Annotated in this window: 13 protein-coding genes; 8 read left to right on the top strand and 5 right to left on the bottom strand. The window is 40.0% G+C overall.

Annotation, left to right across the window (positions count from 1 at the left end; all coding sequences use genetic code 11):
- Positions 1–22 precede the first annotated feature (22 nt).
- The 4 genes from HGD76_RS24195 (at position 23) to HGD76_RS24210 (ending at position 5,005) form a co-directional block, all read left to right on the top strand.
- Complete coding sequence (locus tag HGD76_RS24195; protein WP_168697275.1) at positions 23–895, top strand: S-methyl-5'-thioadenosine phosphorylase; 873 nt, start codon at positions 23–25, stop codon at positions 893–895.
- A 391-nt stretch (positions 896–1,286) separates the two neighbouring features.
- Positions 1,287–1,658, top strand: a complete 372-nt coding sequence (locus tag HGD76_RS24200; protein WP_148765165.1) for a response regulator transcription factor — start codon at positions 1,287–1,289, stop codon at positions 1,656–1,658.
- 7 nt (positions 1,659–1,665) lie between these two features.
- A complete protein-coding gene (locus tag HGD76_RS24205) occupies positions 1,666–2,199 on the top strand; it encodes a chemotaxis protein CheW (RefSeq protein ID WP_168697276.1) in 534 nt (177 codons plus the stop codon).
- A gap of 16 nt (positions 2,200–2,215) precedes the next feature.
- Complete coding sequence (locus tag HGD76_RS24210; RefSeq protein ID WP_168697277.1) at positions 2,216–5,005, top strand: methyl-accepting chemotaxis protein; 2,790 nt, start codon at positions 2,216–2,218, stop codon at positions 5,003–5,005.
- Between the two features lie 6 nt (positions 5,006–5,011).
- Here the strand turns inward: HGD76_RS24210 and HGD76_RS24215 are convergent, their stop codons facing one another.
- Positions 5,012–5,146, bottom strand: a complete 135-nt coding sequence (locus HGD76_RS24215) for an alpha/beta hydrolase (RefSeq protein ID WP_168697278.1) — start codon at positions 5,144–5,146, stop codon at positions 5,012–5,014.
- A gap of 23 nt (positions 5,147–5,169) precedes the next feature.
- Between HGD76_RS24215 and HGD76_RS24220 the strand changes: the two genes are divergently transcribed.
- A complete protein-coding gene (locus HGD76_RS24220) occupies positions 5,170–9,885 on the top strand; it encodes a hybrid sensor histidine kinase/response regulator (protein WP_168697279.1) in 4,716 nt (1,571 codons plus the stop codon).
- A gap of 133 nt (positions 9,886–10,018) precedes the next feature.
- Here the strand turns inward: HGD76_RS24220 and HGD76_RS24225 are convergent, their stop codons facing one another.
- Positions 10,019–11,500, bottom strand: coding sequence for a transposase (locus tag HGD76_RS24225; RefSeq protein WP_168697280.1), 1,482 nt, complete (start codon positions 11,498–11,500; stop codon positions 10,019–10,021).
- 226 nt (positions 11,501–11,726) lie between these two features.
- On the opposite strand from HGD76_RS24225, the gene HGD76_RS24230 reads away from it, so the two are divergent.
- On the top strand, positions 11,727–12,665 hold the full coding sequence (locus HGD76_RS24230) for a branched-chain amino acid ABC transporter permease (RefSeq protein WP_168697281.1): 939 nt from the start codon (positions 11,727–11,729) through the stop codon (positions 12,663–12,665).
- Positions 12,666–12,686: 21 nt separating this feature from the next.
- Here the strand turns inward: HGD76_RS24230 and psaX are convergent, their stop codons facing one another.
- Together psaX and HGD76_RS24240 are read right to left on the bottom strand one after the other, a co-directional pair.
- Positions 12,687–12,806 carry a photosystem I protein PsaX gene (gene psaX, locus HGD76_RS24235; protein ID WP_015081431.1) on the bottom strand — a complete coding sequence of 40 codons (120 nt, stop codon included), beginning with the start codon at positions 12,804–12,806 and terminating at the stop codon, positions 12,687–12,689.
- 25 nt (positions 12,807–12,831) lie between these two features.
- Complete coding sequence (locus tag HGD76_RS24240; protein ID WP_168697282.1) at positions 12,832–14,178, bottom strand: RNA-guided endonuclease InsQ/TnpB family protein; 1,347 nt, start codon at positions 14,176–14,178, stop codon at positions 12,832–12,834.
- 72 nt (positions 14,179–14,250) lie between these two features.
- Between HGD76_RS24240 and HGD76_RS25035 the strand changes: the two genes are divergently transcribed.
- Positions 14,251–14,463, top strand: a complete 213-nt coding sequence (locus tag HGD76_RS25035; protein ID WP_148765176.1) for a hypothetical protein — start codon at positions 14,251–14,253, stop codon at positions 14,461–14,463.
- Between the two features lie 233 nt (positions 14,464–14,696).
- Here the strand turns inward: HGD76_RS25035 and lipA are convergent, their stop codons facing one another.
- Positions 14,697–15,593: a lipoyl synthase gene (lipA, locus tag HGD76_RS24245; RefSeq protein WP_168697283.1), complete on the bottom strand. Its 897-nt coding sequence runs from the start codon at positions 15,591–15,593 to the stop codon at positions 14,697–14,699.
- 298 nt (positions 15,594–15,891) lie between these two features.
- Between lipA and HGD76_RS24250 the strand changes: the two genes are divergently transcribed.
- A complete protein-coding gene (locus tag HGD76_RS24250) occupies positions 15,892–17,214 on the top strand; it encodes an RNA-guided endonuclease InsQ/TnpB family protein (RefSeq protein ID WP_168697560.1) in 1,323 nt (440 codons plus the stop codon).
- Positions 17,215–17,724 lie beyond the last annotated feature (510 nt).

The raw sequence follows: 17,724 nt of genomic DNA on the forward strand, positions 1-17,724 counted from the left end.
TTCATCACAAGGTTGATAATTTATGACAGTAGCTAAAATCGGCATCATTGGTGGCAGTGGGTTGTATAAGATGGAAGCACTGAAAGATGTGGAGGAAATAGAAATTTCTACACCTTTTGGTTCACCCTCAGATGCGATTATTCTCGGAACTTTAGAAGGAACAAGAGTGGCTTTTTTAGCGCGTCATGGTCGTAATCATACGTTGTTACCTTCGGAGTTGCCATTTCGGGCTAATATTTACGCTATGAAGCAATTGGGTGTAGAATACCTGATTTCTGCAAGTGCTGTGGGTTCTTTGAAGGCTGAAGCTAAACCCCTAGATATGGTAATTCCCGATCAATTTATTGACAGGACGAAAAACCGGATTTCGACGTTTTTTGGTGAGGGAATTGTGGCGCATATTGCTTTTGGTGAGCCGATTTGCCATAATTTAGCTAGTATTTTAGCTGAGGCGATCGCTTCTTTAAGTTTACCAGATGTCACATTACATAATGGTGGTACGTACGTATGTATGGAGGGACCGGCTTTTTCTACTAAGGCTGAATCTCATCTTTATCGGAGTTGGGATGCTACAGTCATCGGGATGACAAATTTACCCGAAGCGAAGTTAGCCAGGGAAGCAGAAATCGCCTATGCAACCTTGGCGCTGGTGACGGATTATGATTGTTGGCATCCTGATCATGATAGTGTGACGGTGGAAATGGTGATTGGGAATTTACATAAAAATGCAGCAAATGCACAAAAGGTAATTCAAGAAACTGTGAAGCGGTTGAGTGCAAATCCCCCTGCTAGTGAGGCGCATTCGGCTTTGAAGTATGCGATTTTGACGAATTTGGAGAAAGCACCAGCAACAACTAAGGAGAAGTTGGCTTTGTTGTTAGAGAAGTATTTGTAAGGGAATAGGGGATGAGAACTGACTGACTAAATCGGTCTATTCTCTCGCCCATGATAGACATTCCCGCACTCGTTAATGTTCCACTCCTGAACCAGTGCGACGGCAACTGATTATCTGACTAAACCCTTTACAGTTCAAAAATTGCTAATGCTGATAGAGCAATATCTCAATTTAGATTATTGTTCAGGTGTACAAACAGGATACAAGACTTGCTGATTGGGTGCAAGATGGGCTAAAAGATGTTATCACAAGAATAAAATAGTTGTCTAACCAACTTCCATCTACGGTAAGGTAGTGAAACAATAGACTTAATTTATACAGTTAATCTTTGTCATGAGAGCAAATTATTTTCCTCAAGGGAAAGTCTAAATCAGGAGGTAAATAGACATTTATGAGCACAATTCTAATTGTTGAGGACAGTATCGTCCAAAGAGAGATGATCACAGACCTTCTGAAAGCTAGTGGCTTAAAAGTTACTCATGCAAGCGATGGCGCAGAAGCTTTAGAAGCCATTCACAAAGCACCTCCCGATTTGGTGGTTTTGGATATTGTCATGCCCCGCATGAATGGCTATGAACTCTGTCGGCGCTTAAAATCTGATCCTAAAACCCAAAATGTTCCTGTAGTCATGTGTTCTTCTAAAGGTGAAGAATTCGATCGCTATTGGGGGATGAAACAAGGGGCAGATGCCTATATAGCTAAACCCTTTCAACCAATCGAGTTGGTAGGAACAGTCAAACAACTGCTGCGAGGACAAGGATGAAAATAATATGGTTAACAAACCAGATTTTTTAAATGGAAGTGGGCAAGATCAATTCTGTCCCGAATTACAATTAGAAAGTCCCCAAGGTGAGTTGCATTTGCGGTTTTATCTGCCCTCACGTCAGGAATTTGCATTACAAGCTATGGGAATTCGGGAAGTAATTGAACTTAGTCCTGATCGGATTACACCAATTCCTAATACATCTCCCTTACTTTTAGGGACGCTAAATTTACGGGGACGCTTGATTTGGGTGGCTGATTTGGGGCAATTTCTCGGGGAAACAACCCCATTAAACACGGATTGCTCAGAAATCCCTGTCATTGCCATTGAAGATCAAGATACGATAGTAGGCTTAGGAGTAGAAGAAATTTGTGGGATGGACTGGCTTGATGTACAGTATCTAAAGCCACAAAATAACGTACCAGATGCTATGGCTCCGTTTTTGCGGGGAGAGTGGTTATTTGATACAGAAAAAGAAAAAAAATATTTACGACTACTGGATCAAATAGCAATTTTGCGAAGTGCGCGGTGGGCAGAATGAACTAGGGAGGGAGGATATGGAAGCACGTATAGATAATCAAGAGCTAACTTATGATCGGGCAAGAATAGCTTATGAGCAACAAGACTATAAATTAGCCGCGGTATTAATTGATAAGTTGGTGCAAAATTCACCAACTGACCCTAACTTACATTTGTTAAAGGGACATACATACTATATGTTGCAACAGTACGATGTGGCTAAAGATAGCTACCAAAGCGTATTGTATTTAACAAGCGAAGAAGAAGTTATTGGTCTTGTTAATAACTGTCTTGCAACTATAGATCAGTATATAGAGCCTTTTAGTGATTATGAATCTCCATCTCATGCTCTGGTGACAACTGGAGAATCTTTGGATTTGGGGATGATGGGGAATTTGCATAGCCGCAGTGTGGAAATGAACTCCTTTGCAGAATATGAACCACCCCTAGATCCTCTAGAACATAATCCGTTCACAAGTCATCCAGATAGTATGGAATTTGACAGCAATGCATTAGATGGTGTCATGAGTGATGATCCCTTTGGTGTACCTACCGAATATCTCACCAGTGATCCAATATCAGGTCAATTAGAGTTACCACCTTTTTGGCAAGAAGATATTTCTGGCGGTGATAATCAGGCTGTTATTAATGACAATTTAGCTAATGGAACTTCAGCAATTAGTGATGATTCCAGCAGCTATTCACCTTTTGCCGCAACTACATTATCCCTTGATTATGACTCTGAAAATCAGACTGAGATATTGATGGGTGAAGATATAGACGACTTAATGGATGATAACTTTGGAGACTTAACCCTCAGCCAAAACGATACATATTTAGAGATTAACGAACAGGCAATCAACAACAATCAGGATCAATCAATATCGGCATCATTTACCAACAATTCTGCGCCACCACAACGGCAGTTTAATTTCAACTCTTCATCAGCAAAAAATAACTTTGATGATGATAGTTTTGACTTAGATGCATTTGAAGCTGCTTTTGGGGCAGAGAATGAAGCAGATTTAGGTGCTGAAACCTTTATTTCCACTAAAGATACTAGTAATATCTCCAGTGGAGGCAGTAATAAGAATAATATAGAGTTTTTAAACGACTTTAATGAATTCGATGATCTCGGTGATATACCAGGATTTGATCTCACTGAAGATAGCAGTTTTGGCGATGGGGGAATGCTGTCAGAATCTCTAGATAGTCGGGGAAATTCGCTAAATCAATTTGTTGATGACTCATTCAATGATCAAGAAAGCGATGCTTATCAAGATCGCAGTTATCGTGATCAAGAACTATTCACAATTACTGGCGCTCAAGAAGCAGTTCCTGTTTTTACCCAATCAGAGGTGGCGAAGACAGAACCCAATGTAGCCTTTGACCAAGGCCTATTTGGACCCTTTGAAAACGCCTCCCTAGAGAAAAAACAATGGTGGATAGCGGGAACTGTCGGCTTAGTATCACTAGTGGGTGTAGCTATTGTGAGCGCGGTGGCAATTTCAATTTCACCGGCTCAACAACGGGAATCCGTGAAAAATACGGGTTTGTTAATGGCCTTAGCTGCAGGAGCTACAGGTGCAGCTACCGCTGGGTTTATGAGTAATCTCACTCTCAAACAAATTCGCCGGACTACTAAGGATCTGCAAAGTCAGTTTGATTCTGTCCGTCAAGGCAATATGAATGTGGAAGCAACAGTCTATTCACAAGATGAATTAGGCTATTTAGCCACTGGCTTTAATGATATGGCTAGGGTAATTTTCACAACTACGAATGAAGCCCAACGCAAAGCCATGGAGATGGAAGAAGCTAAAGAAAACCTGCAACGTCAGGTAATTCGCCTTCTGGATGACGTAGAAGGAGCAGCCAGAGGAGATTTGACAGTTCAAGCCGAAGTCACAGCCGACGGACTGGGAGCGGTTGCTGATGCCTTTAACCTGACAATTCAAAACCTGCGAGATATTGTTCAACAGGTAAAAGTGGCGGCACGGGATGTGACCAAAGGTTCAACTAATTCAGAAACCTTTGCGAGAGCCTTAGCTGGGGATGCTTTACGACAAGCAGAAGAGTTAGCTGTGACTTTGAATTCTGTACAGGTAATGACATATTCCATCCAGCGGGTAGCAGAAGCAGCCAAGGAAGCGGAAACTGTAGCCCGTGAAGCCAGTAAAATCGCTCAGAAAGGGGGAGAAGCGGTAGAAAATACGGTGGTAGGGATTTTGGAAATTCGGGAAACAGTGGCAGAAACTAGCCGAAAGGTGAAACGATTGGCGGAATCTTCCCAAGAAATTAACTCTATTGTTGCCATAGTTTCACAAATTGCTTCCCGTACCAATTTGTTAGCTCTTAATGCCAGTATTGAAGCGGCAAGAGCGGGAGAAGCAGGTAGAGGATTCGCTATTGTAGCTGATGAGGTGCGACAGTTGGCAGATCGATCTGCTAAGTCCTTAAAAGAAATTGAGCAAATCGTGATGCAAATTCAAAGCGAAACTAGCTCAGTTATGACAGCGATGGAAGAAGGAACACAACAGGTAATTCATCAAACTACATTAGCAGAAGAAGCCAAGCGATCGCTAGACAATATTATCCAAGTAGCCGATCATATTGATATTTTGGTAAGATCAATTACCAGTGATACCGTAGAACAAACGGAAACTTCTCGTGCTGTGGCACAAGTAATGCAATCTGTGGAACTAACGGCACAAGAAACCTCTCAAGAAGCACAGCGGGTTTCTGGAGCATTGCAACATTTAGTGGGAGTATCCCGCGACTTGATTGCCTCTGTGGAACGCTTCCGAGTAGAAACCACTGAATCAAGGTGAAAGGGATTATGGAACAGGGAATAGGTAATTGGTAATTGGTAATTGGTAATTGGTAATTGGTAATTGGTAATACAGAATCTTAGCTCTGACAACTGACAACTGACAACTGACAACCGACAACTGACAACTGACAACTGACAACTAACAACCCTATTTAACTAACTATGCAGCCGGAACAACAACAACGGATTTTAGGTTACTTTCTCGAAGAAGCCAGGGAACACCTAAACACTATTGAACAGGGATTGCTGAATCTCCAAAGTACCCTGGAAGATTCAGAAATGATTAATGAAGTCTTCCGTGCTGCCCACTCTATCAAAGGTAGTGCGACCATGTTGGGTCTAAGTAGTATTCAGCAAACATCCCACCGACTTGAGGATTGCTTCAAGATTCTGAAAGAGCATCCTATTCAAGTAGACCAAAGGTTAGAATCTTTACTACTGGATGTCTGTGATACATTAAAAGCGCTGATAGACAGTCTTGGCAATCCCTTTGGTTTATCAGCAGAAAAAGCTCAAGCTTTGATGCTTAAAACTGAACCAGTCATGCAATGGCTGAATGAGCATATAGAAACACTTTTAAAGCAAGGAAATAATGGAGTAAACAACCTTAATCACAATCATCTCCAACCACCAATATCTGTGATTCCACAGATCCAGAAATCACCTGTAACAACCAGACAAAATCAGGATTGGACAGAGTTTCAAGGGCAGGTATTAGAAATTCTGCGGGAAATGCTGCAACAGTTTAAACAAACTAACTTAGGGCGTTCCCGCGAAAATTTGCAAGAATGCTGTCATCAATTAGTAAAAATTGGTAGAGACTTAAATTTATCAAATTGGTGTAGTTTGTGTGAATCGGCAGCCCTTGCCATATCCAATCCTGATCATAGTTATCTGACTTTAGCCAAAATTATTATTACTGAAATTAAACAGGCTCAAGAATTAGTTCTTCAAAATCAAGATGCAAAAATTGCGATTAGTCAACAGCTAGAAACTCTGTTTCCTCTTCCACAACTGGACTTATTGGAATTTGAGGAAACGGAAGCTGAGGAAACTTTATTTACAGACACAACAGAACTAAATACCACTAACACAACTGGATTTATTAATCAATCGTTGTTTAATCATCATCAGTCAATCTTTACTCACAATCCTCCAGAGATAGGACTTTCTGAGTTAAACAGTCTTGCTGATTTATTTGAAAGTGATACACCTGATTTAGATGATAATTGGCAACAAGAAGAAATATTAGAAGATATCACTAACTATCAACTACTAATTACTAATAGTGAAGTTGAAGAGAATCATCACGATTTAGCTGATTTACTCTTCTTTGAAAATGACGATAAACATGAAACAACTGCCAACAATGGAGATGATTTAACTCTCTTATTTGATGACAATTTATTAGAAACAGACAATATCTCTTTGTTAAATCTGCAATCGGAAACAGTTGATTCTCAACCGATAGAATTTGGTAATCTGTTGGACAATAGTCCAGATTTACAATTCCCATCAGATGATGTTCTCACAGAATTAATCTCAATTTCTAGAAAATCTCGCCAGCTTGATCCTGAAAATGAGGCAACTAACACTAATAAGTTAGAAGAATTATTGACATTCACTGAAGACGATGAATTGTCGGTTATATTTGAAATAACTGAAGCAGAAAATATTGCCCTCTCAGAAATAGCCAGTGCCTCTGAAATCAGTTTTGATAATTTGTTATTAGAGGAGGATAAATACGCAAAAAATCAGGCAGATGAAAATGCTAATTCTTCCGGAAAAATTATTCATACAACCATAAAAACATCAAAAATAAAACCATCAGCACCAGAAAGTTTATCATTAGATAATCTGTTTGTAGAAGTAGCAAAAAATTCACCACCGCCAACAAATGAAATTGATGACTTATTTGGGACATCAGAAATTACAACTAATCTTGCTAATTCAATAGATAATTTAGATAACTTCTGGGATGATCTGGACACAACAGACTCAAAAATTACTACTTCAGTTAATCAAGATATAGCTAAAGAATTAGAGGAAAGTTTATTTAGGGCATCAGTTGAGATTGTTCCCAAAAATCAGCATTCAGCTACAAATAATAGTTTAGATAGAAAAGAGTTTGATCTGATTTCCCAAGCACAAGAACAATCTTTTGATTTATTTTTCACATCAGATACTGATAGCCAGCCGCAAGAGCCAGATAATTTATTTGGTGATTTTGGAGATGTCACCTATAGCACTGTTCCCATCGTTGAGTTTAACGAATTATTTTGGACAGAAGTTAATGATTTTCCTCAATCTCCAGAAGAACTAAATTCAATCCCAGAATTTACTCATCAACCTCCAAAAATAACGGCAAATCTCCAAATAGTTGAGAATGTTGAAGATGAAAATGATCACAATTTAATCTTGTTTACAGAGGAAATAACAGATTCTTTAAATACTGTTTCTGAAGAATTAATTGCGAACATTGATATTAGTGATTTAACAACATTTATAGAAAGAGAAACAATATTATCTGAATCTGAAGTAGAAGCTAACTTAAATTTCAATGCTAACTTGGCTGATTCCAACTTAGAATTATCTTCACTAGATGAATTTGCGGCAATAGAAGCATTTTTATCCGCATTCCCAGAAGAAAGTCCCCGTCAGGAATCTATTCAAGATGAAGATTTTGCAGCATTAGAAGCATTGCTGAGTGAGAACGAAGATAATGGACTAAAGATTAGTTCACAGCCACCAATAATTATTCAACCTACTGTAGTTAAGTCTCAAAATACTTTTTTGACCCTTCGACAAGTTCAGGACAACGTCTTGGGACTAGAAGATGAATTTAGTGAATTAGAAAACTTGTTAGAACAGGCTGATCAAAAAATATCTAACTCATCAGCAACATCAAGAAAAACTTCTACAGGTAAAATCCCCCGTCCCATGACTCGACGGACGATAAAAGAAGAAAACATGAAAATTCCAGTTAAACAACTGGATGATATGAGTAACTTGGTTGGGGAGTTGGTGGTAAATCGCAACACCTTAGAGCAGGATCATGAACGTCTGCGACAGGCACTAGATAGCCTATTGCTTCAGGTGCAGCACCTCTCCGATGTGGGAATGAGGATGCAGGAATACTACGAGCGATCGCTCTTAGAATCCTCTCTTCTCTCCACTCGCCGCTCTAGAGAATATGATAATTCATCTGACAATTCCCATAATCGTGGGTTCAGCGACATCGAAATGGATCGATTTACGCCTTTTCATATCCTGGCGCAAGAAATGATTGAGTTCATCGTGGGAGTCCGGGAGTCAGCCAGTGATATTGACTTTATTACCGAAGAAACAGAACAGGTATCCCGACAGTTACGCCAAGCAACTAACCAGCTACAAGCAGGACTAACAAAAGCCCGAATGGTGCCATTTGCCCAAGCTGTTGATCGCTTACGGCGAGGAGTGCGGGATAATGCCATTAGATATGGCAAACAGGTAGAGTTAGTCACAGAAGGTGTTGATACCCTGGTTGACAAGATGATTTTAGATCATCTGACAGATCCTTTGACTCACATGGTCAATAATGCGATCGCCCACGGCATTGAAACCCCAGAAATCCGGCAAGCAGCGGGTAAATCACCCACAGGTATCATTAATATTCGCGCCTTACAACAAGGAAACCAAACCATTATTTCTGTCAGTGACGATGGCGCTGGTATTGATCATCAAAAAGTTAAGAACAAGGCAGTTAAAAAAGGTATCCTGACCCCTGAACAGGCACAAACCATGTCTCGGATAGATGCCTATGAACTTTTATTCCTCTCTAGCTTCAGTACCGCTGATGAAGTAGACGATATCAAAGGCAGGGGTATGGGCATGAACGTCGTCCAAAACGATATCAGCGAAATTCGCGGGACAGTTGGGACTGACTCCACACTAGGTAAAGGAACTAGCTTTACAATTCGTCTGCCACTGACTCTGAGTATTTGTAAAGCCCTATTCTGCATCTGTGATCGCACCAGAATCGCTTTTCCCATGGATGGTGTAGAGGATACTCTAAGTATCGCAGCCAAAAACATTCAGCAAGATGCTCAGGGACAATCATTTATTGTTTGGAGAGATATTAACCTCCCCTTCCAACCTTTAAAAGACATCTTAGTTTTTAATCGTCAGCTTACCTGTGGGAACGTCTATGGGACTAAAAAAGATGATGATCTGATTTCTGTAATCATTGTCCGCGCAGGGAATACAATGATTGCTTTACAAATTGATCAAATTCTGAGTGAACAGGAAATCGTAATTAAGCAATTTGAAGGTCCAGCACCTAAACCCAGTGGTATAGCTGGTGCTACAGTTCTCGGCGATGGTATGATTATGCCTATCGCTGACGTGTTGGAAATTATTGATATCTTCCAAGGTAAGATGTCTAAACATATCGGTGGCAATTGGCAGCACTCAGGTTTATCCTCAATAGACATCTCACTCGCTGATAAGGTAGAAATAACAGTATTAATTGTTGATGACTCGATCACAGTTAGAGAACTTTTATCTCTGACCTTTACAAAAGCTGGTTATCGTGTAGAACAAGCCCGTGATGGACAAGAAGCCTGGGATAAACTTCGTTCCGGTTTACCTTGCGATATCGTTTTCTGTGACATCGAAATGCCTCGTTGTGATGGGCTAGAATTTCTCTCACGGGTTCAAAAAGATAGTTCTTTTGACCAGCTACCTATTGCTATGCTTACCTCTCGTGGTGCTGATAAACATAGACAAATGGCGCTACAACTTGGGGCTAGTGGCTACTTTACTAAACCCTATTTAGAAGAAGCACTTTTAGAAGCAGCTTCGCGGATGCTCAAAGGAGAAAAACTCGTAATTGCTTAACCCTTTTTCCTAGATTTCTCGCAAGAGGTATTTTGTCAATAAGATTTAGATGCGTTTCCCCTGCATATATAGCGGGCAAGATGCCCGCACTACATAAGTTTTCTGTTCCCTCTGAGATACACAAGTAACGTAGTTAACCGAGGTCAAACAGCGTTAATTGCTTATAGTTCGCTCTCTGATTGACCTTACTCCTAAGTTTGCTTTTAGGTTCTAGAGTCTGGGGCTTATCCTTGCCCGTTTTCGCTTCAGATTCCATTACTATGGAGTCCCGAAACTTCTGCGTCCGTTCTAGCAAGATTACTTTTACATCGGAATGTTTCATGTATCGAGTGATTTCAACATCACTCATTCTTGCTAGAATGTTGTCAGCAGCATTAGTATCTGAGTGCATTACGACCCCATCATGTCCGGTAAACTTGTCACCATTTCTACTACCAGTTAAGGTAGCAAATCTGGAGTCAAGTTGTGACGTATATGCACAATTCACACTAACAACCGTGCAACCTACACGGGTTGAAACTTGTTTGAGAGCATCCGCAATTATCCCCTTGCACCATGAAGAAACATTTCTCTTCATGCGCTTTCTCATGGGCTTTTTGCTTTTTATTGCTTCCGTCAAATCTTCAAAAGCTACCTTGATTGCATTTAACATCAAGTCATGGGTGGCTGTAAAAACGATTGTTTTAATCCTACCTTTAAAGGATGTTTCCCGATTATTCCACTTGATTTTACCAAGGTTATTCCGTTTAATCCTATCAGCTTTAGCACTGTTTCCCTTGGCGATAGATTTATTAAAAACTGACCTGATTTTGTTGCGTTTAACTTGTTTCGCTGTTCTATAATCAGTCTCTTCTGTTTGGATTTTACCGAAATTATTGCCTAAAAATCTAGCACCATCGTTAGAAGATGTGGCATACACTTCTGTGTAGCCTCTGTCACATCCAATTATTTTACCTTGAGTCTTTTTTTCAGCTTTTTCAATGTCAGTCGTGTAATGTATTTCCCATCTGCAATTACGCTTGATTAGCCTTAACTGACATTTTACTTCCGTCGGTAAAGTCGTTGGTAACTTGAGGGTTTTACATGGAGTTAACCCTCCGAAACGCAACCACACTAAGCCTTTGCTATCTAATTTAGTATCAAAAGCCCTAAGAATAATTTGGTTACAAACTTTTGTGTGACCTCGATCCCAAAACTTTCTCATCAATGTGCAAAGTTTGGGGTGTTCCAACCATTCACGACTTTCTAATGTAAGTTGTAAAACCCCTTTTCTAGATGGGAATGATTGGAACGATTGACCCAAATATTTCATCACCTTTTCGACACAAGCAGCCTGAACCAAGTGGATATCATCAATTACATCGTAGAGGGTTGAATCCCATAACTTAGCAGGTAATTGATACTTGTCTTTCGATGTGCGTAGCTGTTTGTCAATCTCAAATTTAGACACACCCCAGGCTTTCAACGACCCGAACTCATTCCACAAGTCAGAGCGTAGTTGTCCCAAACGCAAGGCAATTAAATCAAGTTCGTTAGATTTCCAAGTATTTAGTTTTTCAGTCCCTAAAATAGCGATTCTCGTAACGGTTAACTGATTTTTAACTTTGAGTTTCATATTCTAGACTTACTACGTCTTTTATTATTATACTCCCATTGACAGCCTATTCTGCGGTTGTCTTGGGGTAATCACCAAATTGTTTGTAAACTTGTTCTGGGGTTAGGTATTTCATCTTGGGTTTAAATACGATTAACCCCAGTATACTACGTTATCTCGAGATTAGAGAGTTAGACTGAATAGCAACTTCAAAAATTCACAATAATTTCACCGTAACTTCATATTTATGGATATACAACAATTTGCTCAATTAATTATCAACGGTATTGCTGTAGGCAGCATTATCGCCCTAGCAGCAGTTGGACTGACCTTAACCTATGGGATTTTGCGGTTGTCTAATTTTGCCCACGGTGATTTTCTCACTTTGGGAGCTTATTTAACCCTCATGGTCAATGGTATGGGTCTAAATATTTGGCTGTCAATGATTGTGGCTACCGTGGGAACTGTGGGAGGAATGTTACTAGCAGAAAAGTTGCTGTGGTCAAAAATGCGGTCTATCGGTGCTAGTTCGACAACTCTGATTATTATCTCTATCGGTCTGGCTTTATTTCTCCGCAATGGGATTATTTTTCTCTGGGGAGGTAAAAACCAAAACTATAATTTGCCGGTTATCCCTGCTTTAGAATTTAAATTTGCGACTTTAAAAGTACCACAAGATGAATACTATAAGTTCCCAGTTATCCCTGCTTTAGAATCTGTGACTTTAAAAGTACCACAAAATCAATTATTGGTACTGGGATTAGCTATTTTGGCGATTTTATCGCTTCACTACTTGCTGCAAAATACTAAAATTGGGAAAGCAATGCGGGCAGTAGCTGATGATTTAGATTTAGCTAGAGTTTCTGGTATTAATGTTGATCGAGTAATTTTGTGGACTTGGGTAATTGCTGGGACATTTACTTCTTTAGGTGGCAGTATGTACGGGCTAATTACCGCCGTGCGTCCGAATATGGGTTGGTTTTTGATTTTACCTTTGTTTGCTTCAGTGATTTTGGGCGGAATTGGCAATCCTTACGGAGCGATCGCCGCAGCGTTTATTATTGGTATTGCCCAAGAAGTTAGCACCCCCTGGCTAGGTTCACAGTATAAGCAAGGTGTAGCCCTATTAATCATGATTTTGGTGCTGCTTATTCGCCCCAAGGGTTTATTTAAAGGCACGATCTAAGCAGCACCAGCCTACTTCTAACTAGTCAATGATGTGGAAGTAGTAAGCTGCTACTAAAAAGTTAATAGCCAAAAGTAGCAATGCCCAACCAGTACGGAAAACGTAGGAAGGTTTAGCAGCAGGTTTGCTCTTAGCAGTCATAAGCGGTTCTCCTAATTTAGTGACTTTATGAACTACCCCATCTTACTTCGTTGAAGATGGGGTTTCTACGTCCCCCATCAGTAAGTTGAGATTTTTGACGTTTCACTCGACCCAGTTGCTTCATACTTCCAGCATTCTTGCGTTTGCTGGTATTTGAAGTAGAGCTAGAATCATCCACGTCTAAGAGGCTAGTTCCTAACCCCTGTAGATTATTTGAGTACCAAAGTAGCATTACTTCTGCGGCGGCGATATCGCGCTGTTGGGTATACCCGCAGTTATGGCAAACATGAGTCCGTTGGTCTAAAGTTTTCTTTTCTTGATGCCCACATTTTGGACAGGTTTGAGATGGTCTTACCTTCCTTGTAGGAACTTCTACAAATAAGCCACCAACATCTGATAATTTCGCTTTTAGAGCGGACTTTATCATCCCCATTCCCACATCAAGAATTGATTTATTTAACCCAGATTTTTGCCTTTTACGTCTACCTTTTTTAGCTTTGGCACTCATTTTTTTGACTTCTAATTTTTCAGTAACTACCGTGCTATTACCGCTGATTATTCGTGTAGTTTCTTGGTGAACAAAGTTCTGTCTTTGGTTAGCAACTTTTCTCGAAAGTTTACTAACTAACTTCTGAACTTTCTTCCACCTTCTAGAAGCCTTAACTTTCTTTTTGAAATTGGGAGAACGTTTTCGACGTTTTGATTTACCCAACTCTTGATTTTTTTGTTCTGCTTTTCGGAAAAACCGAGGTGCAGCCACTAAACCATTTTCTTCACCATTTGTCCAAGCAATTGCATCATTACAACCTAAATCAATTGCCATAACACCATTATCAGTTTTGCGGCTATTCTTTAACAAAATATCATCAATTTCTAAGACGATGGAAGCATACCATTTACCATTGCGGTTAACGATATCTAAAGCTTTAGGATGCCCCCAAAGTCTAGCCTTACCACGCATTTGGATTTGACCAATCTTTGATAATTCTAAATAGCCGTTATCCCCTGTGCTATGTACTTTCCAACCCGTAAAAGATGGGTAAGTCCAACCGGAATAATGGCGAGGCGATTTGAATCTAGGATACTTTCCTAGTCCCTTGAAAAACCTTCCAAAAGCAAAATCAACCCGTTTTAATGTGGCTTGTAATGCTTGGGAATTAATTTCTTTATATTCTATCCAGACTTCTTTGAAATCCGGTAAACAGTTCTGTTGCTCAAAGTAAGAAACAGATTTACCAAACTTTTTATATGAAGTAATGCGGTTAGATACAGCAGCATTATACAAATCTTTATGAAGTTGGCGGTGGTAGTGCAACATTTCACTGACTTGTTTATTAGGATATAGTCGGAAAGTCGCTCTCCGTAACGCCATTGATGTTTTTACCTCTTGTTTCTGTTTACTTCAAATACTATTATATATCTATCTACATAGATATGTCAACTCATGAAAAAACCAAGAACACAAACTGAATGGCAACAGAGAAACAAAGACAAAGTTAACAAGTATAATGCTAGATATAGAAAGAGTAAAATTCGGATTGGGCTAACGATAGATAAAGAAGTTGCTGAAAGGATATCGGCAATAAAAGACCCAAGTCAAAGTTATGGTGAATGGTTGCGTCAGATAATAGATAATTTACTTGCGAACCAATGCTAATATTTTGTCAAAAACTCAACTGTCCTCAAAATTCTTTTACTTGCAATAAAAAACATTTTAAGAACGTTTCGTTTTTGACTTGCTTACATCCCCACACTAGGAGTACATTGAGGGTGGGGAATTACGCAAAACTGTTAAAAATATTTTTGTAAGGTTGGTCAGTTGTCAGTGGTCAGTTGTCCGTTGTCCGTTGTCAGTGGACAATTTTCTTCTGCCCCCTGCCCCCTACAACCTCATTCCTCTCCAGCGTGATAGGAACTACGAACCAGGGGACCGGAACGGACGTGATTAAATCCCATTTCCTGGGCTATATTGGTCAGTTCGGTAAATTCGGCTGGAGTCCAATATTTTTGGACGGGTAGATGTTCTAAAGAAGGACGCATATACTGGCCAATGGTGAGGCGATCGCATTTTACAGATCGTAAATCCGCCATTGTCTCAATTAATTCCTCTATTGTTTCTCCATGTCCCACCATCACACCTGACTTTGTGGGAATCTGATGATTCAATTCTTTAACTGTCGCTAATACAGCCAAGGAGCGGTCATATTTTGCCCCTCGGCGCACGGTTGGGGTTAACCTGCGGACTGTTTCAACATTATGGTTAAAACAAGCTGGTTGAGCCTGAATAATCATCGCTAGGCTGTGACGTTGAACTTCTGCACCCCCACTACCCCAAAAATCTGATGTCAGCACTTCAATTTGAGCTTCAGGGTTCAGGTGGCGGATAGTTTCCATTGTTTTCACAAAATGACCTGCTCCGCCGTCAGCTAAGTCATCACGAGCTACAGAAGTCAATACCACATACCGCAACCCTAAAAGTTGTACTGATTCTGCCACCTTTTGGGGTTCTTGTTCATCCAAAGCCATTGGGGCATGACCTTTATCTACTTGACAAAAAGCACAGGCGCGAGTGCAAGTTGGACCCATTAATAAAAAAGTTGCTGTTTTTTGGGCGTAGCATTCACCCCGATTTGGACAACGCCCCTCTTCACAAATTGTGTGGATTTCTCGTTGCTTAATGATACGTTGGACAGTAGAGATTTCACTAGCTTTGCCAAGAGGGCGACGCAACCAGCTAGGCATAGTCATAATTTCTGACTTGATATCAACTTGTTGTGGAGAATTCATAAGACCTCACGGTAGGTGGGAAACTCAGCGTCTTTAGACCTGAGAGGGAAGCGACGCGGGCGGTTTTAACCGCCGTGTCCTTCCTAATCTAGTTTGTATTCTCTAATCAGTCTTTGTGTAGCCGATGACTGAGATACCCCCCAGTTTGCGGCAATCTTTTCTAGCTTTGCCTTGTCTTCTTCCGACAAATAAATAACAGTACCTTTTTTCCTAGACATGATGACAATTGAATATTAGTATGCTATGATAATAATATCATAACATTGCAGCCCGAACAATGCCTAAAGTTCAGAAGTTCATGGGGGTACAACAGGTTTTGTTGTCTCCCGATTATGAGATAAAGGCAATTTTAGAATATCTTTGTCAACAGTCGGGTAAGCTCTATAACAGTGGTGTTTATTTTGCTAGACAAACATTTTTTAAAACTGGAAAACTTTTAACGGGTAAGTTTGATTTAGCTTATGAACCTTCAGTAGCTAAAACTATGGTCGCTCAATCAATGCCATCTACACCCGCACAACAAACTTTATTGTCTGTGATTGAGGCTTTTAAATCTTTCAAAGGATTACGTTCTTTATTCCTTAACGGACAATTACCTTTTAAACCGAAAGCTCCCGGCTATCTAACAGGTTCTAAACTTTTCAAAGTTGCCTATCCTAATAGCGGTGGACAAAGACCAACTCTAATTAATGGACAACTTAGATTTTCGTTAGGACTAACTGTAAAAAGATGGTTTGGAATTTCTGAATTTTTCCTACCAATGCCGTTAAACATAGATATATCAAAGGTTAAAGAGTTCACCATCCTACCTAAGAACGGGGCTTTTTATCTGGAAATGTCTTATGAAGTCGAGAAGCAAAACCACGTTTTAGACATCAATCAAGCTCTGTCTATTGACTTGGGAACGGCTGATAATTTAGCTGCTTGTGTTGATACATTGGGTAATTCACTATTGATTGATGCCCGGGCGATGAAGGCAATGAATCAATTATGGAACAAGAAAGTATCTACCCGCAAGGACGGAAAACCGGAGGCTTATTGGGATAATTGGTTAAACCGTGTGACCCGTAAACGCAACCACCAAATGCGTGACGGCATTAATAAAGCTGCAAAACTAATTATTGATCATTGCTTAAAATACGGCATTGGTACATTAGTTATTGGCTGGAATGATGGGTTTAAATCTAACGCTAATATGGGGAGAATTAATAATCAAAAGTTTGTCCAAATGCCGTTAGGTAAACTCAAAACCCGGCTAATGCAACTTTGTGATTTACACGGTATTAGATTTCAAGAAACCGAAGAAGCATACACATCAAAAGCTAGTTTTCTAGATGGAGACTCCCTACCTAAGTTTGGTGTTAGCGAAGCGGGGCGAAGCCCAAAACCAGACGGGTGGAAAGCATCTGGAAAGCGTGTTAAGCGTGGTTTGTACAAATCTGGTAATGGTTCATTAATAAATGCAGATTTAAATGGCGCGGCCAACATTCTGCAAAAAGTAGCCAGCAATTTAGGCATAGACCTAAGCTTACTGGGTAGGCGTTGTTTGACGAACGCAGCGAGAATTAGGGTTTGGGTTTTACCTAAATCTATTCTGTCAGTAGAATCTCAGTCCCTTTAGGGCTGAGAGTGTCAAATAGTAGCGAATAGGGAATAGGGGAGGAGAAAGTCCAAAAATGTGTAGTTTAGACAACTATGGTGCAAATTGATCAAAACGTCAGTAAAAGTTTCATCCAACACTTGCATTTTGAGAATTTGTGTTAGAAAATACTCTTCCCCAATCTACATAAATTTTGGATACAGCGAGAGAATTCTTAAAAGCAGTGGGCAACCAGCCATCTAAACAGAAAATTAAGTAGTTTTGTATTTGGTAATAATTCTTGTCATCTGAAATACTTAGTATTAATAACAAGAATAGTCACCTCGAACTTGAAAAAGCTATTATCAGCATTGAGTTTAGGAGCGAGATACTCAGGATGAGATTTCGATCTGTACTCTTTGCGATCAGTTTTATCGCAAGCCTGTCATGGCACATTCAAAATACAACTCAACTTGCAAAAGACAATGAAAGCTCTGTTAAATCTGGGCAAAATTATCTTATTTTTCGACAACGTTCTGCGACAACATCAAA

It is taken from the genome of Dolichospermum flos-aquae CCAP 1403/13F, from assembly GCF_012516395.1.
GTDB lineage: Bacteria > Cyanobacteriota > Cyanobacteriia > Cyanobacteriales > Nostocaceae > Dolichospermum > Dolichospermum lemmermannii.